We start from the raw sequence: 21,180 nt of genomic DNA on the forward strand, positions 1-21,180 counted from the left end.
CACCACCCGGTAAAGTGCCGCTCCCCCCGCAATGCCCGAGGCAGCCCCCATGACCCAGACCTTTGATATCGCCGTGATTGGCGCCACCGGCACCGTTGGCGAAACCCTGGTGCAGATCCTCGAAGAACTGGGCTTCCCGGTGGGCACCCTGCACCTGCTGGCGGGCAGTAACTCTGCCGGTGCATCGGTGCCGTTTCGCGGCAAGAACGTGCGGGTGAGGGAGGTCGATGAGTTCGACTTCAGCAAAGTCCAGCTGGCGTTCTTTGCGGCGGGGCCGGCGGTGACCTTGAGTTTTGCGCCGCGTGCCACGGCGGTGGGCTGCTCGGTGATCGACTTGTCGGGCGCGCTGTCGGCCGAACAGGCACCGCAGGTGGTGCCGGAAGTCAATGCCCATGTGCTCGACGGCCTGGAAAGACCCTTCCAGCTCGGCAGCCCAAGTCCATCGGCGACCCACCTGGCAGTCGTCCTGGCGCCATTGCGGGGCCTGTTGGATATCCAGCGCGTGAGCGTCACCGCCAACCTGGCAATGTCGTCCCAGGGGCGTGAAGCCGTCAGCGAATTGGCCCGGCAAACCGCCGAGCTGCTGAATATGCGCCCACTGGAACCGAAGGTGTTTGATCGGCAGGTCGCCTTCAACCTGCTGGCTCAGGTCGGTACACCGGACGCCCAAGGTCATACAGCCCTGGAGAAACGCCTCGTACACGAGCTGCGCGCAGTGCTGGAATTACCTTTGCTAAAGATTTCCGCAACCTGCGTTCAAGCCCCGGTGTTTTTTGGCGATAGCCTGACAGTGTCTCTGCAACTGGGTGCACCGGTCGACCTCGCCGCCGTGAACCGCCTGCTCGACGCAGCGCCGGGAATAGAGCGGGTTGAGGAGGGGGACTACCCAACGGCGGTGGGCGACGCGGTTGGCCAGGACGTGGTCTATGTAGGACGGGTCCGCGCAGGTGTGGATGACCCTGCGGAACTAAATCTGTGGCTGACGTCAGATAACGTACGCAAAGGCGCGGCACTGAACGCCGTACAGCTGGCGCAGTTGTTGATAAAAGGCCTTGCGTAAAAGATACTTGGCGGCAATTTGTAGATTGATTCTAGCCAAGCGCTATGCTTGGCCCCAGGCAGGAAAAGTTGCGCGTCGGTGACCTATCGGCTCGCCATGCCTTATGGCAGCGGTTACCAACCTTCTCGCAGGCCGGGGAGTGTTCAGACAAAGGATGAGGCTATGGTTCAAGTTCGCAAACTGGTGTTAGCAATAGCGGCCGCCTCGGCGCTGTCCTCCGGTATGGCGCAGGCGCTGCAGCTGGGGGAGATGACCCTCAAGTCGAAGTTGAACCAGCCGTTGGCGGTGGAAATCGAATTGCTCGATGTCGGTGGGCTCACCGCCTCCGAGATCACGCCAAGCCTGGCTTCGTCCCAAGCCTTCGTGGATGCCGGCGTTGATCGCCAGGCGTTCCTCGACGACCTGACGTTTACCCCGGTGGTCAATCCCAGCGGCCGCAGCGTGGTGCGTGTGACCTCCAGCAAGCCATTGCCGGATTCCTATGTCCGCTTCCTGTTGCAAGTGCAATGGCCCAATGGCCGTTTGATGCGCGACTACAGTGTATTGCTTGACCCGGCCAAGTTCGACCAGCCGGCACCGACGACCGCCGCGCCTGCGCCGCGATTGGCGGCACCGGCCAGCACCGCGCCGGCCGTGAGCAAGCCGGCACAACACACCACGACGTCTCGCGACACGTTGTGGGAAATTGCCGCGAAGAACCGCAATGGCGGCTCGGTACAGCAGACCATGCTGGCAATCCAGGCGCTGAATCCCGACGCATTTATCGACGGCAACATCAACCGTTTGAAAACCGGCCAGGTCCTGCGCCTGCCGGATCCCGTGCAAAGCACCTCGCTGCCACAACCCCAGGCGATCGCCGAAGTCAGCGCGCAGAATGCGGCCTGGCGCCAAGGCCGACGCGCCGCCAACAATCCCGCCGCGGGCAAGCAGCAACTGGACGCCACCAAGCGCACCCAGGCCGGCAATGCGCCAGCGAGCACCGGCGCCAAGGACAACCTGAGCCTGGTTTCCGCTGAGGCGGCCAAGAAAGGCGTCAAAGGCAAGGCGGGCGATAGTGCGGCGTTGAGCGACAAACTGGCGATGACCCAGGAGCAACTGGACACTACCCGTCGCGACAACGAAGAGTTGAAAAGTCGCGCAGCAGACCTGCAAAGCCAGTTGGACAAGCTGCAAAAGCTGATTCAACTGAAAAATGATCAGCTCGCACGTCTGCAGGCCGAAAAGGGCACCCCGGCCGCTCCGGCCACGGCGGCGATGCCCGCGCAGTTGGCAGGTGAGCCGGTGGCCGCTCCGGCAGTGCCCGACGCCGCCACTGCTACCCCCGCACCTGCCGCGCCGGCGCCTGAGCCGGTCAAGGCGGATGCAACGCCGGCCAGCGCCGAAGGCAAGTTCAATGACCTGCTGACCAACCCGGTCGTGCTCGGTGTGATCGGCGGTGCCGCAGGCCTGCTGGTGCTGTTGCTCCTGCTGTTGTGGGTGCGCCACCGCAATGCGCGCCGCGAGGAGGAAAAACACCTGCGCATGGCGCGCGCGCTGGCTGAAGAGCCGGTATTCACCTCGAACATCGACCAGGATCTGCCACCAGACAGCTTCGAAGGCTTGGAAGTGCCGCCGCCGAACGTCAAGCTGGCCGCAGCTCCAACTCCCACGCCTACGGTTGAGCCGGCAGTCGCTGTGCCGACTGTCGCCTCGGTGCTGGCGCCGCTGGCGGTTGCCGTGGCTCCGGTGAACGCCAGCGATGCTCTGGCCCAAGCGCAGTCCCTTGTCGACCGTGGTCACCTGAACCAGGCCGCCGATGTGCTGGAGCAGGCGATCAAACAGGAGCCCAAGCGCAGCGACCTGCGTTTGAAGCTGATGGAGGTCTACGGCCTGCAAAACAACAAGGACGGCTTCGTGACCCAGGAGCGTCAACTGGTGGCCAATGGTGAGAACCATGCCCAGGTCGAACAGCTCAAGAGTCGCTTCCCGGCCATGGCCGTGCTGGCGGCGGGTGTCAGTGCTGCGGTGGCCGCGGCTGCCTTGGACGCTCAGTACGTCAAGGATTTGCTGGAAGACAAGCCAGCGCCTGCGGCTACAGAGCCGGAAGCGTTCGGCACCGATTTCGACCTGAGCCTGGACGACCTAGAAGAAGCCTCCCCGGCTGAAGCCAAGGACGATCAGCAGACCTTCGAATCGCTGCTGCAACAGCAGACCGAAGCCAAGGCCGCGCCGGATGCCCTCTCGGACTTCGACCTGGACCTGCAATTGGATGGCCCGGCTTCGGCGCAATCCGATGACGACTTCCTCTCCGGCCTGGAAGAGCAGATGAAGGATGTGCCGGCCGTCGAGCCGCCCACCCTGGCCCCGACGGCGCTGGATGACTTCGACCTGCCGGAAGATTTCGACTTGTCCTTGGCCGATGAGCCGGAAGCGGCGGCCAAGCCTGATGCATTTGCGTCCGAGCTGGACGATGTCAACGCCGAGCTGGACCGTTTGTCCCAGAGCCTGGAGCATCCTTCCATCGAGCCATCCTTCACCGCAGAAGACGCGGCGCAGGGCGACGATGAGCCGGAATTCGACTTCCTCTCCGGTACGGACGAAGTGGCGACCAAGCTCGACCTGGCCCAGGCCTATATCGACATGGGCGATGCGGACGGCGCGCGGGATATCCTCAGCGAAGTGCTGACCGAAGGTGATGAAGCTCAGCGTGGCGAGGCCAAGGAAATGCTCGGCAGGCTGGTCTGACCGTCAATCGTCAAGGCAGCGGCGACCTTCGGGTCGCCGTTTTGCTTTTGTGGGCACTCACACAAATCGGCATAATGGCCGCCTTTGCGCAACTCATCAGGCTCTCAGTTCTTGGCAAATATAGATAACGCGGCCGCCGAAATGGCGGCCGCAGGCTTTTACCGCATCGCCCTGGGCGTGGAATACAAAGGCTCGCGCTATCGCGGCTGGCAGCGTCAGGCGTCCGGCGTGCTGACGGTGCAGGAAACCCTGGAGAACGCACTGTCGAAAGTGGCTGATTCGCCGGTGTCGCTGATGTGCGCCGGGCGTACCGACGCGGGCGTGCACGCCTGTGGCCAGGTGGTGCACTTCGACACTCAGGCTGAACGGTCGATGAAGGCGTGGGTGATGGGCGCTAATATCAACTTGCCCCATGACGTCAGCGTCACTTGGGCCAAGGTCATGCCAGCGCACTTTCACGCGCGCTTCAAGGCCATCGCCCGGCGTTATCGCTACGTGATCTACAACGACCAGATCCGTCCGGCGCACCTTAACGAAGAAATCACCTGGAACCATCGCCCGCTCGACGCCGAGCGCATGGCCGAAGCCGCACAGCATCTGGTCGGCGTGCATGATTTCAGCGCCTTTCGTGCCGGCCAGTGCCAGGCCAAGTCGCCGATCAAGGAAGTCCATCACCTGCGGGTGACCCGTCACGGCAAGATGATCGTGCTGGATATCCGTGCAGGGGCGTTCCTCCACCATATGGTTCGAAACATTGCCGGGGTGCTGATGACCATCGGCACCGGCGAGCGTCCGGTGGAGTGGGCCAAGGAAGTACTGGAGAGCCGCGTCCGTCGTACGGGCGGGGTCACGGCGCATCCGTTTGGCTTGTACCTGGTGGATGTGGAGTACCGTGACGAGTTCGAATTGCCGGAGCGTTTCATCGGGCCACACTTCCTCACAGGTTTCAGCGAACTTGGCGGCTGACGCCCGGAAAAGCTTTTGTTACCATCCGGGACTTTATCGGTCCAATCCCTGGGGTTTCCACGACATGTCAGCCGTTCGCAGCAAGATTTGCGGGATTACCCGCATAGAAGACGCGCTGGCGGCGGTCGAGGCGGGGGCGGATGCTCTCGGTTTCGTGTTCTATGCCAAGAGCCCGCGGGCGGTGAGTGTGGTGCAGGCGCGGGCGATCATCGCTGCGTTGCCGCCATTCGTGACCACTGTGGGTTTGTTCGTCAATGCCAGCCGCTGCGAGCTCAACGAAACCCTGGATGCCGTACCGCTGGATATGCTGCAGTTCCACGGCGACGAAACGCCGGACGAATGTGAAAGCTACCAGCGTCCGTACCTCAAGGCGTTGCGTGTCAAGGCGGGGGACGATATCGCTGCGGCGTGTGCGGCCTATGGCAGCGCCCGCGCAATCCTGCTCGACACCTATGTCGAAGGCGTGCCCGGCGGTACCGGCGAAGCGTTCGATTGGTCGCTGATTCCCGAGGGCCTGAGCAAGCCGATCATCCTGGCCGGCGGGCTCAACCCCGGTAATGTCGGGGCGGCGATAGAGCAAGTCCGGCCTTATGCCGTGGATGTCAGCGGCGGCGTGGAGCAGGGCAAGGGCATCAAGGATCACAGCAAGATTCGCGCATTCATGCAGGCCGTGCGCAACAGCAGTGACGGGATGTGACGGCTGGCAGTCTGCCGCCGTCCATAACTACCACTGTGTAAAACAGCCCGGCGCCGCCTGAGGGTGGTCCGGAAACGAAGTGGCAACCCTGCGCTGGCAGGTTGTCTGGAAGGCTGAGGATACAGGCGGGAAAAGGCCGGTCGAACGTCTGACCCCGTCCAGCTTGTGTCATCGCCACATATGAATTTAGCTCAAGGGCATACGCGGGGCTGTGTTCAAGCCACCGGTACTGGAGAAAGAAAGCATGAGCAACTGGTTAGTAGACAAACTGATCCCTTCGATCATGCGTTCCGAGGTGAAAAAAAGCTCGGTTCCTGAAGGTCTGTGGCACAAGTGCCCATCCTGCGACGCGGTGCTGTACCGCCCGGAGCTGGAAAAGACCCTGGACGTTTGCCCCAAGTGCAACCACCACATGCGTATCGGCGCTCGCGCTCGCATCAACATCTTCCTGGATGCCGAAGGTCGTAACGAGCTGGGTGCCGACCTGGAGCCGGTTGACCGTCTCAAGTTCCGCGACAGCAAGAAGTACAAGGACCGTCTGGTCGGCGCGCAGAAGCAGACTGGCGAGAAGGACGCGCTGATTTCCGTCAGCGGTAAGCTGCTGGGCATGCCGGTCGTGGTGTCGGCCTTCGAGTTCTCCTTCATGGGCGGCTCCATGGGTGCCATCGTCGGTGAGCGCTTCGTTCGCGCCGCCAACTACGCCCTGGAAAACCGTTGCCCGATGATCTGCTTCGCCGCCTCCGGTGGTGCGCGCATGCAGGAAGCGTTGATCTCCCTGATGCAAATGGCCAAGACCTCTGCGGTATTGGCGCGTCTGCGCGAAGAAGGCATCCCGTTCATCTCCGTACTCACTGACCCGGTCTACGGCGGCGTTTCCGCCAGCCTGGCGATGCTGGGTGACGTGATTGTCGGCGAGCCAAAGGCATTGATCGGCTTTGCCGGCCCACGTGTGATCGAGCAGACCGTGCGGGAGAAGCTGCCGGAAGGTTTCCAGCGCAGCGAATTCCTGCTGGAGCACGGTGCTATCGACCTGATCATCCCGCGCGGTGAGCTGCGTCCACGCCTGGGTAACCTCCTGGCACAAATGATGGGCCTGCCTACCCCTGTGTACGTCGCGCCTAAAGTTGAACCGATCGTCGTGCCGCCGGTGCCTGCAAACCTATGACCCAGCGTACCCTGGGCGAATGGCTCGCTTACCTTGAGCAGTTGCATCCGTCCGCCATCGACATGGGCCTGGAGCGCTCGCAACAGGTAGCGGCCCGCCTCGGGTTGGGCCGTCCGGCACCGCGTGTGATCACGGTGACCGGTACCAACGGCAAAGGCTCTACCTGTGCCTTTGTCGCGGCGCTGCTGCAGGCTCAAGGGCTGAAAGTCGGCGTCTACAATTCCCCGCACCTGCTGCGTTACAACGAGCGGGTGCAGCTCAATGGCGTCGAAGCCACGGATGAGCAACTCTGCGAAGCCTTCGCCGCACTCGATGCCGGCCGTGGCGAGATTTCCCTGACTTACTTCGAGATGGGCACCCTGGCGGCGTTCTGGCTGTTCGAGCGTGCGCAACTGGATGTGGTGGTGCTGGAAGTCGGCCTGGGCGGGCGTCTGGACACGGTCAATGTGGTGGATGCCGATCTGGCATTGGTCACCAGCATTGGCGTGGACCATGCCGACTACCTGGGCAATACGCGCGAATCCGTTGCCTATGAAAAAGCCGGGATCTTCCGCCAGGGCAAGCCTGCGCTGTGTGGTGACCTGGATCCGCCGCACACCTTGCTCGACAAGGTGCGCGAGCTGGATTGCCCGTTTTTCCTGCGCGGTCGCGACTTCAATCTCGAGATCGGTGCGCAGCACTGGCAATGGCGTGGGCGCGATGCCCGCGGCCAGGTGGTAGAGCTGTGCGACCTGCCGCTGCTGAATCTGCCGATGGAAAACGCTGCGCTTGCGCTGCAGGCCTATCTGTTGCTGGACCTGCCGTGGAATGCCGAGCAGATTGCCGCCACCTTGTTGTCGACACGTGTGGTCGGGCGATTGGATCGTCGTGAGTTCCAATGGCAAGGCAAGCGCCTGAACCTGTTGCTGGATGTGGGCCATAACCCCCATGCGGCCGAGTACCTGGCGCAACGCCTGTCGCGTACGCCGCCGGTCGGTCGTCGTCTTGCAGTCTTTGGCTTGCTGGCCGATAAGGACCTGGACGGTGTCGTCGCGCCGTTGCTGGGCAGCGTCCAGGCTTGGGCGGTAGCGCCATTGGATACCTCGCGCAGCCGTCCGGCCGCCGAGCTGGAAGTGGCCTTGCAGAACCTTGGTGCGCCGGTAGCGTCGTATGCAAGCGTGACCGATGCCCTTGAAGCACAGTGCGCCGTTGCCACCCCCGACGATGAGATTCTGTTGTTCGGGTCATTTTATTGTGTTGCCGAGGCGCTCGAGTGGTTGGCCCGGCGCTCCACGGAGGAAGCTGCACATGGCATTACTGGATAGCGCATACAAGCAGCGAATGGTCGGAGCCCTGGTTCTGGTGGCGTTGGCGGTGATTTTCCTGCCGATGCTGTTTTCTCGCCAGGATGAAGAGCGTCAAGTGGTCGTCGAGGCGCCGGCTGCCCCACAGGCCCCGGCGGTGCCGCAAGTACAGGTTGAGCCGGTGGTGGTGCCTGAGCCCCAGGCCTTGCCGGAAGAAGAGCCGGTGCCGACCGATGCTGAAGTGGCTGCCCAGCAAGCCCCGTCGATGCCGGTTCAGCCGAGCGTACCGGTGGTCAAGCCGGCACCCGCTGCACCGGTTGCTGCCGCCAAGCCCGCTGCGCCCGCACCTGCACCCAAGCCGGTAGCGCCGCAACCTGCCGCGCCGGGCAAGCCGGACGTGGGGCAAAGCCGTATCGATCCGAATGGGTTGCCGATCAGTTGGTCGATCCAGGTGGCCAGCCTGGGTAATCGCGAAGGCGCTGATGCCTTGCAGAAAAAGCTGCGTAGCCAGGGCTATAACGCTTACATCCGTAGCGCTGACGGCAAGAACAGGGTGTTTATCGGTCCGCTGATCGAGCGTGCCGAGGCGGATCGCCTGCGGGACCTGCTGGATCGCCAGCAGAACCTGAAGGGGTTTGTCACCCGCTTCCAGCCTGAGCGCGGCTGATACCGCCAGCCTCTGGTTGGAATGCAGGCCAAGTGTGGGAGCTGGCTTGCCTGCGATGACGGTGGGCCAATCAACAGGGATGTTGAATGTGCCCGCCCCATCGTAGGCGAGCCAGCTCCCACATTTGTTTTGTGGTGGGCTTGAGATCGGATTCGCTCGCCCCAACTGACTGATTTGCAAGGCACTGACAATCACAGCTTACCGACAGCCCGACGCTCTGCTAAAATGCGCCGCCTTATCTGTCCGTAGGCTCAAACGTGCCATTTACCTGGGTTGACTGGGCGATCGTTGCAATCGTCGCCATCTCCGCTTTGATCAGTCTAAGCCGCGGCTTCGTCAAAGAAGCACTGTCGTTGCTGACCTGGATCATCGCAGGAGTCGTAGCCTGGATGTTCGGCGGTTCATTGTCGGTCTACCTGGCCGGATACATCGAGACACCTTCGGCTCGCGTCATCGCGGGCTGCGCCATCATGTTCATCGCCACGCTGCTGGTGGGAGCAATGGTCAATTATCTTATTGGCGAGTTGATACGTGTCACCGGCCTCTCCGGGACCGATCGATTTCTCGGCATGGCCTTCGGCGCCGCGCGTGGCGCGTTGCTGGTGGTCGTGGCGGTCGGGCTGTTGAGCCTGGGGCCGGTACAGCAGGATTCGTGGTGGCAGGAGTCGGTACTCGTGCCAAAATTTCTATTGGTTGCAGATTGGTCCAAGAACCTCATTCTGGGGTGGAGCAGTCAGTGGCTGGCCAGCGGAATCAGCGTACCCGCTGATCTTCCGTTCAAGGAACACCTCTTACCGGCCAAAACGCCTCAGTAAGCTGTGTTCAGTCAAGATTCATTAAGTAGGGGTTGCGTCGCATGTGTGGCATCGTCGGTATCGTCGGTAAGTCGAACGTCAATCAGGCGCTGTATGACGCGCTAACCGTCCTCCAGCACCGCGGCCAGGACGCTGCCGGTATTGTGACCAGCCACGACGGCCGGTTATTCCTGCGCAAGGACAATGGTCTGGTGCGTGACGTGTTCCACCAACGTCACATGCAGCGCCTCGTCGGGCACATGGGCATTGGCCATGTGCGTTACCCGACTGCCGGTAGCTCGACGTCGGCCGAAGCTCAACCGTTTTACGTCAACTCGCCTTACGGCATCACCTTGGCGCACAACGGTAACCTGACCAACGTTGAACAGCTGGCCAAGGAGATTTACGAATCTGACCTGCGCCACGTCAACACCAACTCCGACTCGGAAGTGCTGCTCAACGTGTTCGCCCACGAGCTGGCCCAGCGCGGCAAGCTGCAGCCGACCGAAGAAGATGTGTTCGCCGCCGTCACCGACGTGCATAACCGTTGCGTCGGTGGTTATGCGGTAGTGGCCATGGTCACCGGTTATGGCATCGTCGGCTTCCGTGACCCCCACGGCATTCGTCCGATCGTGTTCGGCCAGCGTCATACCGACGAAGGCGTCGAGTACATGATCGCGTCCGAAAGCGTGTCCCTGGACGTGCTGGGCTTCACCCTGATCCGCGACCTCGCGCCAGGCGAAGCGGTTTACATCACCGAAGACGGAAAGCTGCACACCCGTCAGTGCGCCGTGGCGCCGAAACTCACCCCGTGCATCTTCGAACACGTCTACCTGGCGCGTCCGGATTCGATCATCGACGGTGTTTCGGTGTACAAGGCGCGTCTGCGCATGGGCGAGAAGCTGGCCGAGAAGATCCTGCGCGAGCGTCCTGAACACGACATCGACGTGGTGATCCCGATCCCGGATACCAGCCGCACCGCTGCGCTGGAGTTGGCCAACCACTTGGGCGTCAAGTTCCGCGAAGGCTTCGTGAAGAACCGCTACATCGGCCGTACCTTCATCATGCCGGGCCAGGCTGCGCGCAAGAAGTCGGTGCGCCAGAAGCTCAACGCCATCGAGCTGGAGTTCCGCGGCAAGAACGTGATGCTGGTGGATGACTCTATTGTGCGCGGTACTACCTGCAAGCAGATCATCCAGATGGCCCGCGAAGCCGGTGCTAAAAACGTGTACTTCTGTTCCGCAGCGCCTGCCGTGCGTTACCCGAACGTCTACGGCATCGACATGCCGAGCGCCCATGAGCTGATCGCTCACAACCGTTCGACCCAGGACGTGGCCGACCTGATCGGCGCCGATTGGCTGATCTACCAGGACCTGCCGGACCTGATCGAGGCGGTTGGCGGTGGCAAGATCAAGATCGACCAGTTCGACTGCGCCGTGTTCGACGGCAAGTACGTGACCGGTGATGTCGACGAGACCTACCTGAACAAGATCGAGCAGGCGCGCAACGACTCCTCGAAGATCAAGACCCAGGCGGTCAGCGCGATCATCGACTTGTACAACAACTGAGTGACAACCGGCCCTGAGGGGCCGGTTTTGTATCTTAAATAAAGAATTGAGTAAGGAGTCGCAGCATGAGTCAGGAATGGGATGCCGGTCGGTTGGACAGCGACCTCGATGGCGTAGCTTTCGATACCCTGGCTGTGCGCGCTGGCCAGCATCGCACCCCGGAAGGTGAGCACGGTGATCCGATGTTCTTCACCTCCAGCTACGTGTTTCGTACCGCTGCCGACGCCGCTGCGCGCTTTGCTGGCGAAGTGCCGGGCAACGTGTATTCGCGTTATACCAACCCGACTGTGCGCGCGTTTGAAGAGCGTATCGCAGCGCTGGAAGGCGCTGAGCAGGCAGTGGCCACGGCCACCGGCATGGCGGCCATCCTGGCGGTGGTGATGAGCCTGTGCAGTGCCGGCGACCACGTGCTGGTGTCGCGCAGCGTGTTCGGTTCGACCATCAGTCTGTTCGAAAAGTACTTCAAGCGTTTCGGCATCGAAGTTGACTACGTGCCCCTGGCGGACCTGTCTGGCTGGGATGCGGCGATCAAGGCCAACACCAAGTTGCTGTTCGTCGAATCGCCGTCCAACCCATTGGCCGAGCTGGTGGATATCGCCGCATTGTCCGAAGTGGCACATGCCAAGGGCGCCATGCTGGTGGTCGACAACTGCTTCTGCACTCCGGCGCTGCAACAGCCGTTGAAGTTGGGCGCGGACATCGTCGTGCACTCGGCCACCAAGTTCATCGACGGCCAGGGCCGTTGCATGGGCGGCGTGGTTGCGGGGCGCAGCGAGCAGATGAAAGAAGTCGTCGGCTTCCTGCGCACGGCTGGCCCGACCTTGAGCCCGTTCAACGCCTGGATCTTCCTGAAGGGCCTGGAAACCCTCAGCCTGCGGATGAAGGCCCACTGCGCCAACGCTCAGGCCCTGGCCGAGTGGCTGGAGCAGCAGGACGGTATCGAGAAGGTGCATTACGCCGGCCTCAAGAGCCACCCGCAACATGAGTTGGCCCAGCGCCAGCAGCGTGGTTTCGGTGCCGTCGTGAGCTTTGAAGTGAAGGGCGGCAAAGAGGGCGCCTGGCGCTTTATCGATGCGACCCGTCTGATTTCCATCACCGCTAACCTGGGTGATAGCAAGACCACTATTACCCACCCGAGCACCACCTCCCACGGGCGCCTGGCGCCGCAGGAGCGTGAAGCGGCCGGTATCCGTGACAGCCTGATCCGCATTGCAGTGGGCCTGGAAGACGTCGCTGACCTGCAAGCTGACCTGGCTCGTGGGCTGGCGGCCTTGTGATCGAGTGGTCCATGGAAGCCGCGGCAGCCAGCAATGGGCGCGTCGCGCTGGTGACGGGGGCGGCGCGGGGCATTGGCCTCGGCATTGCCGCGTGGCTGATCAGCGAAGGCTGGCAGGTGGTGTTGACCGACCTGGACCGCGAGCGCGGCTCCAAGGTGTCCAAGGTGCTGGGCGAAAACGCCTGGTTCATCAGCATGGACGTGGCCGACGAAAAACAGGTGGCCCAGGGGGTCGCCGAGGTATTGGGGCAGTTTGGGCGCCTGGATGCGCTGGTCTGCAATGCCGCGGTGGCTGACCCTCGCAACATCACCTTGGAAAGCCTCGACCTGGCTTACTGGAATCGGGTGCTCGCCGTGAACCTCAGTGGGCCCATGTTGCTGGCCAAGCATTGCGCGCCTTACCTGCGTGCCCATGGTGGTGCCATCGTCAACTTGGCATCGACCCGGGCTGGCCAGTCTGAGCCGGACACTGAGGCCTATGCGGCAAGCAAAGGTGGCCTGCTGGCGCTCACGCATGCCTTGGCGATGAGTCTGGGGCCGGAAGTGCGGGTCAATGCGGTCAGTCCCGGCTGGATCGATGCGCGCGACCCTGCTGCGCGCCGCGCTGCGCCGTTGAGTGATGCCGATCACGCTCAGCATCCGGCGGGCAGGGTGGGGACTGTAGAAGACGTGGCGGCGATGGTGGCGTGGCTGCTGTCGCGCCAGGCGGGGTTTGTCACCGGGCAAGAGTTTGTCGTGGACGGTGGCATGAGCAAGAAGATGATTTACAGCGAGTAGGGTGGGTAGCCGTCTTGAAGCAATTTTGTCTTTTTCAGAAAAACTTCAAGCAGGCTATTGACTTAGGTCCGTTACCTGCGTAAATTTCGCGGCCTCAACGAAGCAAAGGGTGATTAGCTCAGCTGGGAGAGCATCTGCCTTACAAGCAGAGGGTCGGCGGTTCGATCCCGTCATCACCCACCACTTCTTGAGAGTTTTGCCTCAGGGCAAGACGCAACGTTAAAGGTTGCACCGACGCGCAGCGGTAGTTCAGTCGGTTAGAATACCGGCCTGTCACGCCGGGGGTCGCGGGTTCGAGTCCCGTCCGCTGCGCCATATTTTCCAGGTCTGATTCGTCAGGCTTGAGATTGAACAGTCAAGGCTGAACGATCAGATGTTTAAAGACGGTTGAGGCTTTACGCGCAGCCGGTCAAGCGATACGCAGCGGTAGTTCAGTCGGTTAGAATACCGGCCTGTCACGCCGGGGGTCGCGGGTTCGAGTCCCGTCCGCTGCGCCATATCTGCCTCAAGGCCCACTGAACGCCTTGAAGCACGAAGCAAGCCTCTGGCTACTTTGATCCGATAGCAAAGACCCTGGTCGAAAGACCGGGGTTTTTTGTGCCTGCGATTTGATAATGCGACCCGTGGGATCCTGATTGCGGGCGATGGCGTCAGTTAAATCGCCATCGACCGCAAGCGGGCTACCGGTTCCGAGTCAGAATCCCAATTTGTCGCGCAGCCCGTAATACCAGGCACCCATTGCCGCAAAGGGCGTGCGCAGCAGTTGCCCGCCCGGGAACGGGTAGTGCGGCAGGTCGGCAAACGCATCAAAGCGCTCTGCCTGGCCTCTGAGCGCTTCGGCCAGTACCTTGCCCGCCAGGTGTGTGTACGTTACGCCATGACCACTGCAGCCCTGTGAGTAGTAGATGTTGTCGCCCAGGCGTCCCACTTGCGGCAAGCGCGACAGGGTCAGCAGGAAATTGCCGGTCCAGGCGTAGTCGATCTTCACATCCTTGAGTTGCGGAAACGCCTTGAGCATCTTCGGACGGATGATCGCCTCGATATTGGCCGGGTCGCGCGCGCCGTACACCACGCCACCGCCGAAGATCAGGCGCTTGTCGCTGGTGAGTCGGTAGTAGTCGAGCAAATAGTTGCAGTCTTCGACGCAGTAATCCTGCGGCAGCAGGGTTTTTGCCAGTTCGTCACCCAGAGGAGCGGTAGTGATCACTTGCGTGCCGCAGGGCATCGACTTGGCCGCCAGCTCCGGCACCAGGTTGCCCAGGTAGGCATTGCCCGCAACGATGATGAACTTGGCCCTGACCTTGCCCTGCGCGGTGTGTACCACTGGATTTGCGCCGCGCTCGATCCGCACTGCCGCCGATTGTTCGTAGATCGTGCCACCCAGGGATTCCACGGCCGCAGCTTCGCCGAGTGCCAGGTTGAGCGGGTGGATATGCCCGCCGCTCATGTCCAGCAAGCCACCTACATAGTTGTCACAGGCCACCACTTCGCGGATACGGCGTTCGTCCAGCAGCTCCAGTTGAGTGTGGCCGTAACGCTCCCACAGACGCTTCTGCGACTCCAGGTGGCCCATGTGCTTGCTGTTGAGTGCGGCGAATACGCCGCCGTCCTTCAGGTCGCACTGGATCTGATAGTTGGCTACTCGCTCGCGGATGATCTTGCCGCCTTCAAACGCCATTTGGCCCAACAGTTGCGCTTGCTTGGGCCCGACGCTGCGCTCGATCACATCGATATCACGGCTGTAGCTGTTGACGATCTGCCCACCGTTGCGGCCCGAGGCGCCAAACCCCACCTTGGCGGCTTCCAGCACGGTGACGCGAAAACCGTTCTCCAGCAGAAACAGGGCACTGGAGAGGCCGGTATAGCCGGCACCGATCACACACACATCGGTTTCGACTTCGCCTTGAAGTACCGGGCGAGGCGGAACGGCATTCGCGGAAGCGGCGTAATACGACTGGGGGTAGGGGGTGTTCGCCATCCTGGAACCTCTGTTTTATATTTTTTACGAGTGCGTCGATCCTACCTGAGTTGAAAATTGCCTGCCAGCCACCCGAAATTCACGGGTGTGCTTCCCGCAAATAAAAAATTCGCATATTCATAGGGTTAGCTGCAAAAAAGATGTTGACACCCCTCCGGAATTCCGTAGAATGCCGCCTCACAGCAGGCACGTAGCTCAGTTGGTTAGAGCACCACCTTGACATGGTGGGGGTCGTTGGTTCGAGTCCAATCGCGCCTACCAAACAAAATCCGCTCTGCTGGGCGGTCTAGAAGGGCTCACCGAAAGGTGGGCCCTTTTTTGTTGTCCTGGATTTCTTCAGAACGTTTGCAAGACACCCCTCTCAGAACGCCAAAGTAAAGAACACGACGTGCAGGATGATCTGCAGTCAGGCGCTGCCCTCCGGTTGCCGGACGCAGCGAATAGGGTCGGAAATGCGGAACTAAAATCGGCAATCCCGTCTACATTTCAAGGGGGAGTTCCCTTTCGGAGAAGACGATCATGTTTAAAGCTCGCTCGCTTGTATCCGCGGTTACCTGTCTTGTATTGGCCGTGGGTTCGGTGACGGCCCTGGCCGATCCTGGCAACGGTAAAGGCCAAGGCAATGGGAAAGGCAATTCACAAGGCGGCCAAGGCCATGGCAACCAGGGCAACAAGGGGAAAGGTTCCAGCGCAAGTGATTGGGATCACGGGCCCAGCATTGACCGGGGCGGTGTGCTGGGCGTGATCGGTGGCTATCGTGACTATTGGCGCCCAGGCCCTTCACTGCCACCCGGAATACAGAAGAATCTCGCTAGAGGAAAGCCGCTTCCACCTGGCATCGCCAAAAAGCTGGATGGCCGGTTGCTGGGCAGGTTGCCCCATTACGACGGCTACGAGTGGCAACAAGCGGGCACTGATTTGATACTGGTAGCCATCGCCTCAGGCATCATTTACGAGGTGCTCAACGGAGCGTTCGATTAAGTCGATAAGGGTTCGATTCTCTCCTCGCCAGGGTCTTTCTGGGTGGCGAGCAGGCTTTTATTACGGAATTCCCGCGCCACGTTGTCGGGTGTCTCACCTTCGTGGCGCGGGGGCTTGAGCCAGCTGGACAGCGGTTTGAAGATTGCCACGGCAAGCATGCGGGCAGTGATGCCGACGCACCCCGAAGGACGAGGCCCCTTTTGGTGGGGCGGCAGCCCCAGCCGCGACCCTCGAGAACAATCCATAGCGCTTCAATCACCGACAAAATTTATTGGTTCGCAGCAACAATTTTTCTTGTTGGACACCTCCCGCCCCCAGGCAGCAAAGTTGCCGCCACTGACGCTCGACCTTTCGGGTCAACAATAAAAAACCGAGCCGACTGCACGCCCATTCTTGCTGTGAGCCCGTTGTTCACATCCTGCTGTAATGGCGCCGCAGCGCGCATTTAAGGACCTCACGCCATGCAAACTGTTGTGAACTTATGGCCGTTGATCGGCGTACTTGTGATCGTGGTTGGCTTTGTCTTGCGCTTCAACCCGCTGTTGGTGGTCACCGCCGCCGCTATCGCTACCGGGCTTGCTGCCCATTTCCCTCTGGAAAAAATCCTCGCGACCATGGGCGATGGCTTCCTTCAGACCCGTGCCCTGCAATTGATCCTCCTGTTGCCCCTGGCGGTCATCGGCCTGCTGGAGCGTCATGGGCTGCGCCTGCATGCGCAGAACTGGATTGCGCGGTTCGAGCGCGCCACGGTGGGGCGTTTGTTGATCATCTATCTGTTTGTGCGCGAGTCCACGGCCGCCATGGGCTTGACCAGCCTGGGTGGACACCCGCAGATGGTGCGGCCACTGTTGGCTCCGATGGCCGAGGGCGCGGCGGAAAAACGCTACGGCAAGCTGCCGGACAAGTTGCGTCACAAGGTGTTGGCCATGTGCGCCGCGACGGATAACGTCGGCCTGTTCTTTGGTGAAGACATCTTTGTCGCCTTTGGCGCGATTGCCTTGATGCACACCTTCCTGCTTGGCTCGGGGATTGATGTGGAGCCACTGCACATTGCGGTATGGGGGATTCCGACGGCAATCTGCGCTTTCATCATCCACGCAATCCGCCTGCATCGGTTCGACCGAAGACTCACCCGTGAGATGACGCCTGCCGCCGCCTCGGTGGAGGCTGTGCAATGATTATTTCCATTCAATACCTGTACTGGCTGGCTGGCGTTCTGCTACTGATCACGGCGGGCATGATTGTGATGGACCGAACCCATCCAAAGCGCTGGTCCACTGCGCTGTTCTGGCTGTTGTTCGCCATTCCGTTCCTGATCGGTGAGCGTCTGCCGTCGGTGGCTATCGGCGCAGGCATCGTGGTAATGGCACTGATCGCCGGCATGGGCGGCGTCGGTCGTGGCAAACATGTCGAACTGCATGACAAGGCATCCCGTGCCAGTGCCGGTCGCCTGGGTCATAAGCTGTTTATCCCGGCGTTGGCCATTCCCCTGACCACCGTCATCGGTTCGGTGTTGCTCAAGCACACAGAGATCGGCGGTGTCCCGCTGCTGGACCCGAAAAACACCACCTTTGTGTCACTCGGCATCGGCTGCCTGATCGCTCTCGGCCTGGCCTGCTGGCTGACCCGTGATACGCCGGTGCAAGCCTTGCGCGAATCCCGTCGCCTGACTGAAGCACTTGGCTGGGCCATGGTGCTTCCGCAAATGCTGGCAATGTTGGGCTTACTATTTAACGAAGCTGGAGTCGGTACGGCAGTCGCGCACGTCACCACCACCTATATCAACCTGGATTTCAAGTTGGTGGCGGTGATGGTCTATGTACTGGGCATGGCGTTGTTTACGGTGATCATGGGGAATGGCTTTGCGGCTTTCCCGGTGATGACGGGCGGCGTCGGCGTGCCGGTGCTGGTCGGTATCTACGGCGGTAACCCGGCGGTGATGGCGGCGATCGGCATGTTTTCCGGCTATTGCGGTACCCTCATGACGCCGATGGCCGCCAACTTCAATATCGTGCCGGCGGCATTGCTCGAGCTGCCGGACAAGAACGCGGTGATCAAGGCGCAGTTGCCGACTGCGTTGATGATGCTGGTGGTCAATATTGTACTGCTCTACCTGTTGATGTGAGGCCAGGATGCGAATTGTACTGCTGACGGGTTTCGAACCCTTTGATCAAGACCCGGTGAACCCCTCCTGGGAAGCTGTGCGCCAACTGGATGGCGTGCAGTTGGGAAGCGACGTGAAGATTGTTGCACGCCGGCTGCCTTGTGCATTTGCCACGGCGGGTGAATGCCTGACCCGGCTGATCGACGAGTTGCACCCGGCGATGGTGATCGCCACCGGATTGGGGCCGGGGCGTAGCGATATCTCAGTCGAACGGGTGGCGATCAACATCAATGATGCACGCATCCCCGATAATCTGGGTGAGCAGCCTATCGATACGGCAGTCGTGGCTGACGGCCCGGCGGCTTTTTTTACGACGCTGCCGATCAAGGCGATGGTCAAGGCCGTGCGTGAAGCGGGAATCGCGGCCTCGGTATCGCAGACGGCAGGGACGTTCGTGTGTAATCAGGTTTTTTATCTGCTGCAGCATGCGCTCGCAGGGTCTGGGGTACGCAGTGGGTTTATCCACGTGCCGTTTCTGCCGGAGCAGGTGGCGGGTTCGCAGCGGCCCTCGATGGCACTGGATACAATGGTTGCGGGATTGCAGGCGGCTGTACTGACAGCTTGGCATACACCGGTGGATGTCAAAGAAGCGGGCGGGCAGGTCAGCTGACCGGCCCGACGCGTCTCACATTGCAAACAGTCGGGTGAGCCCGAAGGTGATCGTGCAGGCTAGGCCTGTCATTGCGCATGCGGTGGCCACGTACCACTTGATAAGGTTCGTTTCAGTGGTTGCCAGGTCTGCCTTGGACGCGAAGTGCTTATCCATGGCGTCTGCCTTGTTCGAAACGCTGATCAGCTTTTCATTCATTTCAGCCAGCCCCTTTTCCAGTAAACCTAATCGTATTTCCATTCCTGAATCTCCATTTTTTGGCGGTTGCCGGCTCTGCCTTGAGCCCCTTGGGAAGAAAGATTAGTGCGGCTTCAGTCAAACAGTAAGCGACAAACTTTTGCAAAATAACACCGGGCGTTTTGACGCTCAGTCTTCCCGTTTCGGAAAGAACAACTCAAAACACGTCACCCCTGCCTCGCTGCTCACGTCGTAACGTCCATTGTGCAGCTGCATGATGGTCGCCACGATCGACAAGCCCAGCCCATTGGACTGCGCCGAACGTTCTCGTGACTCATCCACCCGGTAAAACCGTTCGAACAGTCGCGGTAAGTGCTCGGCGGCGATGGTTTCGCCTCGATTGCTGACCCTCAGGTGAATGCCCTCGGCACTTGGAACCGCCCGGATCTGCAGCACAGTGCCCGGCGCACCATATTTGATGGCGTTGGCGCACAAGTTCGCCAAGGCCCTGCGCAGCAGCATCGGCTCCGCCCAGATTACCCCGTCGCCTTCAGCAAGAATGCTGATATCCACATCCCCCGCCAGGCCTTCAAAGTACTCGGCGATGCGTTCCACTTCGTCCGCGGCATTCAGTTCCTGGCGTTGACGCAGGGCACTGGCGGGGTCAGTGCGGGCCAGGAACAGCATGTTGTCGAGCATCCGTGCCAGGCGTTCAAGTTCTTCGACGTTGGACGCCAACAGTTGCTGATAGCTCTCGATGCTGCGGTTTTGTTGCAGGGCGACCTGGGTTTCTCCCAGCAGGTTGTTGATCGGCGTGCGCAGTTCGTGGGCCATGTCGGTGGACACCTGGCCCAGCTGTACAAAGCCCTTGGCCAGCCGCTCCAGCATGGTGTTGAACGAATCAATCATCGGCAGCAGTTCTTTTGGCGCGCCGTGACTGTCGAGGCGTTCGGCGAGGTTGCCGACGCCGATGCCCTGGGCGTGTCGGGCCAGGCGGCGCAGCGGCAAAAGCCCACGATGAACCAGCAGGTAACCGACCACGGCCAGGATGATTGCGGCAATGCTCGCCAGGACATAAACGCTCAAACGGTAGCTGGCGAGCACGGCGGTGCGCTCGGTCATCAGGCGCCCCGTGGTGACCTGCAGGCTGCCCAGGTCGCCGGAGTCGATGGACGCGGCGACGGTCGCGAAGGGCACGCCATTGATGCCGGGAAAGTGGTGCACATCGGCAAACGTCAGCTTGTGGTTCTTCGGGACGGGGGGCACGGAGGGCAGGTTGATATTGCCGGGGTTGACCGTCAGCAACGGTTGTTGCCCTGGCGCGGCGATGCTCAGCACTGATTCACGGTTGCCCAGCATGTTCTGGAACAGTTCCGGCTTGGTCTTGATCAGGTCCAGGGTGTTGCTGTCATTGAGCAGGTTGCGCAGTTGGTCGATGCGATAGATCAAGGCGGCATCGTCACGCATGATCAGCTCGCGCTCCAGCTCGCGGTACAACGCCACACCCAGGGTTGCCAGCAAGGCGAAGGCGAGCAGGGCAAAGATCAGCGCCAGGCGCAGGGTCAGGGAGTAATGGCGACGTGTGTTCATGGCTGGGTATCGAAACGGTAGCCGATGCCGCGCACGCTGTGGATCAGCTTGAGTTGGAACGGGTCGTCGATTTTCAAGCGTAGGCGCCGCACGGCGACGTCCACCACGTTGGTGTCGCTGTCGAAGTTCATGTCCCACACCCGCGAGGCGATCAGCGAGCGGGACAGTACCTGGTCCTGGTGGGTTGCGAACAGATGCAGCAGGGCGAACTCTTTATTGGTCAGGGTAATGCGCGTGCCGGCGCGGGTAACGCGGCGCTTCAGCACGTCGATTTGCAGGTCGGCGATCTGCAGCTGTTCCTCGTCCCGGCTCGGGCCGCGACGGGTCAGGGTACGCAAGCGTGCTACCAGTTCGGCGAAGGAGAACGGCTTGATCAGGTAATCGTCGGCGCCCAGTTCGAGTCCCTTGATACGATCGGCAATGTCATCGCGTGCAGTCAGAAAAAGTACTGGCGTGTCAGCTTCCTTGCGTAGGCGGCGCAGCACTTCCCAGCCGTCCATTTTTGGCATCATCACATCCAGCACGATCACGTCGAACGGGGTTTCCAGGGCCTGGTGCAGACCGTCCACGCCGTCGCGGGCGAGACTCACGGAATAGCCCAGTTCCTGCAGGCCATTGAGCAGGTAATTGCCGGCCTTGGGTTCGTCTTCGACTACGAGAATGTTCATGGGAAATGCCCTGTCTCAATGCGTGGCGCAAGTGT

20 protein-coding genes and 4 tRNA genes are annotated in these 21,180 nt (G+C 61.1%); 19 read left to right on the top strand and 5 right to left on the bottom strand.

The genetic code is table 11. The annotated features are described in order from the left end of the window. Positions 1-49 precede the first annotated feature (49 nt). The 14 genes from AB4O08_RS21965 to AB4O08_RS22030 all read left to right on the top strand — a co-directional run bounded on the left by AB4O08_RS21965 (position 50) and on the right by AB4O08_RS22030 (position 13,474). Positions 50-1,060, top strand: a complete 1,011-nt coding sequence (locus tag AB4O08_RS21965) for an aspartate-semialdehyde dehydrogenase (protein ID WP_305436301.1) — start codon at positions 50-52, stop codon at positions 1,058-1,060. Positions 1,061-1,222: 162 nt separating this feature from the next. Continuing rightward, entirely contained in the window at positions 1,223-3,784 is a 2,562-nt protein-coding gene (locus AB4O08_RS21970; protein WP_460114346.1) for a FimV/HubP family polar landmark protein, read from the top strand. 141 nt (positions 3,785-3,925) lie between these two features. Further along, the gene (gene truA, locus AB4O08_RS21975; RefSeq protein ID WP_010209068.1) at positions 3,926-4,750 is read left to right on the top strand and encodes a tRNA pseudouridine(38-40) synthase TruA; all 825 of its coding nucleotides are present in this window, start codon (positions 3,926-3,928) and stop codon (positions 4,748-4,750) included. Between the two features lie 64 nt (positions 4,751-4,814). Next, positions 4,815-5,447 (top strand): phosphoribosylanthranilate isomerase, encoded by a 633-nt coding sequence (locus AB4O08_RS21980; RefSeq protein ID WP_460114347.1) that lies wholly within the window; start codon positions 4,815-4,817, stop codon positions 5,445-5,447. 244 nt (positions 5,448-5,691) lie between these two features. After that, on the top strand, positions 5,692-6,612 hold the full coding sequence (gene accD / locus AB4O08_RS21985; protein WP_010209070.1) for an acetyl-CoA carboxylase, carboxyltransferase subunit beta: 921 nt from the start codon (positions 5,692-5,694) through the stop codon (positions 6,610-6,612). Next, complete coding sequence (gene folC, locus AB4O08_RS21990) at positions 6,609-7,916, top strand: bifunctional tetrahydrofolate synthase/dihydrofolate synthase (RefSeq protein WP_010209071.1); 1,308 nt, start codon at positions 6,609-6,611, stop codon at positions 7,914-7,916. Before accD ends, folC begins: the two co-directional genes overlap by 4 nt. Next, positions 7,900-8,562: an SPOR domain-containing protein gene (locus AB4O08_RS21995; RefSeq protein WP_010209072.1), complete on the top strand. Its 663-nt coding sequence runs from the start codon at positions 7,900-7,902 to the stop codon at positions 8,560-8,562. The genes folC and AB4O08_RS21995 overlap by 17 nt, the downstream gene beginning before the upstream one ends. A 257-nt stretch (positions 8,563-8,819) precedes the next feature. Next, positions 8,820-9,377 carry a CvpA family protein gene (locus AB4O08_RS22000; RefSeq protein WP_003192538.1) on the top strand — a complete coding sequence of 186 codons (558 nt, stop codon included), beginning with the start codon at positions 8,820-8,822 and terminating at the stop codon, positions 9,375-9,377. 41 nt (positions 9,378-9,418) lie between these two features. Continuing rightward, positions 9,419-10,924 (top strand): amidophosphoribosyltransferase, encoded by a 1,506-nt coding sequence (gene purF, locus AB4O08_RS22005; protein WP_021491193.1) that lies wholly within the window; start codon positions 9,419-9,421, stop codon positions 10,922-10,924. A 65-nt stretch (positions 10,925-10,989) separates the two neighbouring features. Next, complete coding sequence (locus AB4O08_RS22010; protein WP_010566994.1) at positions 10,990-12,201, top strand: O-succinylhomoserine sulfhydrylase; 1,212 nt, start codon at positions 10,990-10,992, stop codon at positions 12,199-12,201. An 11-nt stretch (positions 12,202-12,212) separates the two neighbouring features. Next, the gene (locus tag AB4O08_RS22015; RefSeq protein WP_021491192.1) at positions 12,213-12,977 is read left to right on the top strand and encodes an SDR family oxidoreductase; all 765 of its coding nucleotides are present in this window, start codon (positions 12,213-12,215) and stop codon (positions 12,975-12,977) included. Between the two features lie 107 nt (positions 12,978-13,084). Continuing rightward, positions 13,085-13,160, top strand: a tRNA-Val gene (locus AB4O08_RS22020). 55 nt (positions 13,161-13,215) lie between these two features. Further along, positions 13,216-13,292, top strand: a tRNA-Asp gene (locus AB4O08_RS22025). Positions 13,293-13,397: 105 nt separating this feature from the next. Beyond that, positions 13,398-13,474, top strand: a tRNA-Asp gene (locus AB4O08_RS22030). Between the two features lie 197 nt (positions 13,475-13,671). On the opposite strand, the gene AB4O08_RS22035 is transcribed toward AB4O08_RS22030, so the two are convergent. Then, entirely contained in the window at positions 13,672-14,955 is a 1,284-nt protein-coding gene (locus AB4O08_RS22035) for an NAD(P)/FAD-dependent oxidoreductase (RefSeq protein WP_044287552.1), read from the bottom strand. 184 nt (positions 14,956-15,139) lie between these two features. Between AB4O08_RS22035 and AB4O08_RS22040 the strand changes: the two genes are divergently transcribed. After that, a tRNA-Val gene (locus AB4O08_RS22040) sits at positions 15,140-15,216 on the top strand. 258 nt (positions 15,217-15,474) lie between these two features. After that, positions 15,475-15,936, top strand: a complete 462-nt coding sequence (locus AB4O08_RS22045; RefSeq protein WP_010209082.1) for an anti-virulence regulator CigR family protein — start codon at positions 15,475-15,477, stop codon at positions 15,934-15,936. Here AB4O08_RS22045 and AB4O08_RS22050 read toward each other — a convergent pair. Continuing rightward, a complete protein-coding gene (locus AB4O08_RS22050; protein ID WP_010209083.1) occupies positions 15,933-16,094 on the bottom strand; it encodes a hypothetical protein in 162 nt (53 codons plus the stop codon). The two genes, AB4O08_RS22045 and AB4O08_RS22050, sit on opposite strands and share 4 nt — an antisense overlap. A gap of 303 nt (positions 16,095-16,397) precedes the next feature. Here AB4O08_RS22050 and AB4O08_RS22055 point away from each other — a divergent pair, with 303 nt between their 5' ends. From AB4O08_RS22055 to pcp, 3 genes are read left to right on the top strand one after another with little or no spacing between them, the layout of a single operon-like run. Then, positions 16,398-17,114 (top strand): DUF969 domain-containing protein, encoded by a 717-nt coding sequence (locus AB4O08_RS22055; RefSeq protein WP_010209084.1) that lies wholly within the window; start codon positions 16,398-16,400, stop codon positions 17,112-17,114. Further along, a complete protein-coding gene (locus AB4O08_RS22060) occupies positions 17,111-18,061 on the top strand; it encodes a DUF979 domain-containing protein (protein WP_010209085.1) in 951 nt (316 codons plus the stop codon). The genes AB4O08_RS22055 and AB4O08_RS22060 overlap by 4 nt, the downstream gene beginning before the upstream one ends. A gap of 7 nt (positions 18,062-18,068) precedes the next feature. After that, positions 18,069-18,710, top strand: a complete 642-nt coding sequence (pcp, locus tag AB4O08_RS22065) for a pyroglutamyl-peptidase I (RefSeq protein ID WP_044287551.1) — start codon at positions 18,069-18,071, stop codon at positions 18,708-18,710. A gap of 15 nt (positions 18,711-18,725) precedes the next feature. Here pcp and AB4O08_RS22070 read toward each other — a convergent pair whose 3' ends face one another. The 3 genes from AB4O08_RS22070 to AB4O08_RS22080 all read right to left on the bottom strand — a co-directional run bounded on the left by AB4O08_RS22070 (position 18,726) and on the right by AB4O08_RS22080 (position 21,145). Further along, positions 18,726-18,950 carry a hypothetical protein gene (locus AB4O08_RS22070; protein ID WP_010209088.1) on the bottom strand — a complete coding sequence of 75 codons (225 nt, stop codon included), beginning with the start codon at positions 18,948-18,950 and terminating at the stop codon, positions 18,726-18,728. 126 nt (positions 18,951-19,076) lie between these two features. Then, a complete protein-coding gene (locus tag AB4O08_RS22075; protein ID WP_044287549.1) occupies positions 19,077-20,477 on the bottom strand; it encodes a heavy metal sensor histidine kinase in 1,401 nt (466 codons plus the stop codon). After that, entirely contained in the window at positions 20,474-21,145 is a 672-nt protein-coding gene (locus AB4O08_RS22080; RefSeq protein WP_010209090.1) for a heavy metal response regulator transcription factor, read from the bottom strand. The genes AB4O08_RS22075 and AB4O08_RS22080 overlap by 4 nt, the downstream gene beginning before the upstream one ends. Positions 21,146-21,180 lie beyond the last annotated feature (35 nt).

Source organism: Pseudomonas sp. H3_E07 (assembly GCF_054668895.1).

Excerpts from the sequence above, each read along its gene's own strand:
- AB4O08_RS21965 (WP_305436301.1), top strand. The coding sequence starts at position 50 with ATGACCCAGACCTTTGATATCGCCGTGATTGGCGCCACCGGCACCGTT.
- AB4O08_RS21970 (WP_460114346.1), top strand. The coding sequence starts at position 1,223 with ATGGTTCAAGTTCGCAAACTGGTGTTAGCAATAGCGGCCGCCTCGGCG.
- truA (WP_010209068.1), top strand. The coding sequence starts at position 3,926 with ATGGCGGCCGCAGGCTTTTACCGCATCGCCCTGGGCGTGGAATACAAA.
- AB4O08_RS21980 (WP_460114347.1), top strand. The coding sequence starts at position 4,815 with ATGTCAGCCGTTCGCAGCAAGATTTGCGGGATTACCCGCATAGAAGAC.
- accD (WP_010209070.1), top strand. The coding sequence starts at position 5,692 with ATGAGCAACTGGTTAGTAGACAAACTGATCCCTTCGATCATGCGTTCC.
- folC (WP_010209071.1), top strand. The coding sequence starts at position 6,609 with ATGACCCAGCGTACCCTGGGCGAATGGCTCGCTTACCTTGAGCAGTTG.
- AB4O08_RS21995 (WP_010209072.1), top strand. The coding sequence starts at position 7,900 with ATGGCATTACTGGATAGCGCATACAAGCAGCGAATGGTCGGAGCCCTG.
- purF (WP_021491193.1), top strand. The coding sequence starts at position 9,419 with ATGTGTGGCATCGTCGGTATCGTCGGTAAGTCGAACGTCAATCAGGCG.
- AB4O08_RS22010 (WP_010566994.1), top strand. The coding sequence starts at position 10,990 with ATGAGTCAGGAATGGGATGCCGGTCGGTTGGACAGCGACCTCGATGGC.
- AB4O08_RS22015 (WP_021491192.1), top strand. The coding sequence starts at position 12,213 with ATGGAAGCCGCGGCAGCCAGCAATGGGCGCGTCGCGCTGGTGACGGGG.
- AB4O08_RS22035 (WP_044287552.1), bottom strand. The coding sequence starts at position 14,955 with ATGGCGAACACCCCCTACCCCCAGTCGTATTACGCCGCTTCCGCGAAT.
- AB4O08_RS22045 (WP_010209082.1), top strand. The coding sequence starts at position 15,475 with ATGTTTAAAGCTCGCTCGCTTGTATCCGCGGTTACCTGTCTTGTATTG.
- AB4O08_RS22050 (WP_010209083.1), bottom strand. The coding sequence starts at position 16,094 with ATGCTTGCCGTGGCAATCTTCAAACCGCTGTCCAGCTGGCTCAAGCCC.
- AB4O08_RS22055 (WP_010209084.1), top strand. The coding sequence starts at position 16,398 with ATGCAAACTGTTGTGAACTTATGGCCGTTGATCGGCGTACTTGTGATC.
- AB4O08_RS22060 (WP_010209085.1), top strand. The coding sequence starts at position 17,111 with ATGATTATTTCCATTCAATACCTGTACTGGCTGGCTGGCGTTCTGCTA.
- pcp (WP_044287551.1), top strand. The coding sequence starts at position 18,069 with ATGCGAATTGTACTGCTGACGGGTTTCGAACCCTTTGATCAAGACCCG.
- AB4O08_RS22070 (WP_010209088.1), bottom strand. The coding sequence starts at position 18,950 with ATGGAAATACGATTAGGTTTACTGGAAAAGGGGCTGGCTGAAATGAAT.
- AB4O08_RS22075 (WP_044287549.1), bottom strand. The coding sequence starts at position 20,477 with ATGAACACACGTCGCCATTACTCCCTGACCCTGCGCCTGGCGCTGATC.
- AB4O08_RS22080 (WP_010209090.1), bottom strand. The coding sequence starts at position 21,145 with ATGAACATTCTCGTAGTCGAAGACGAACCCAAGGCCGGCAATTACCTG.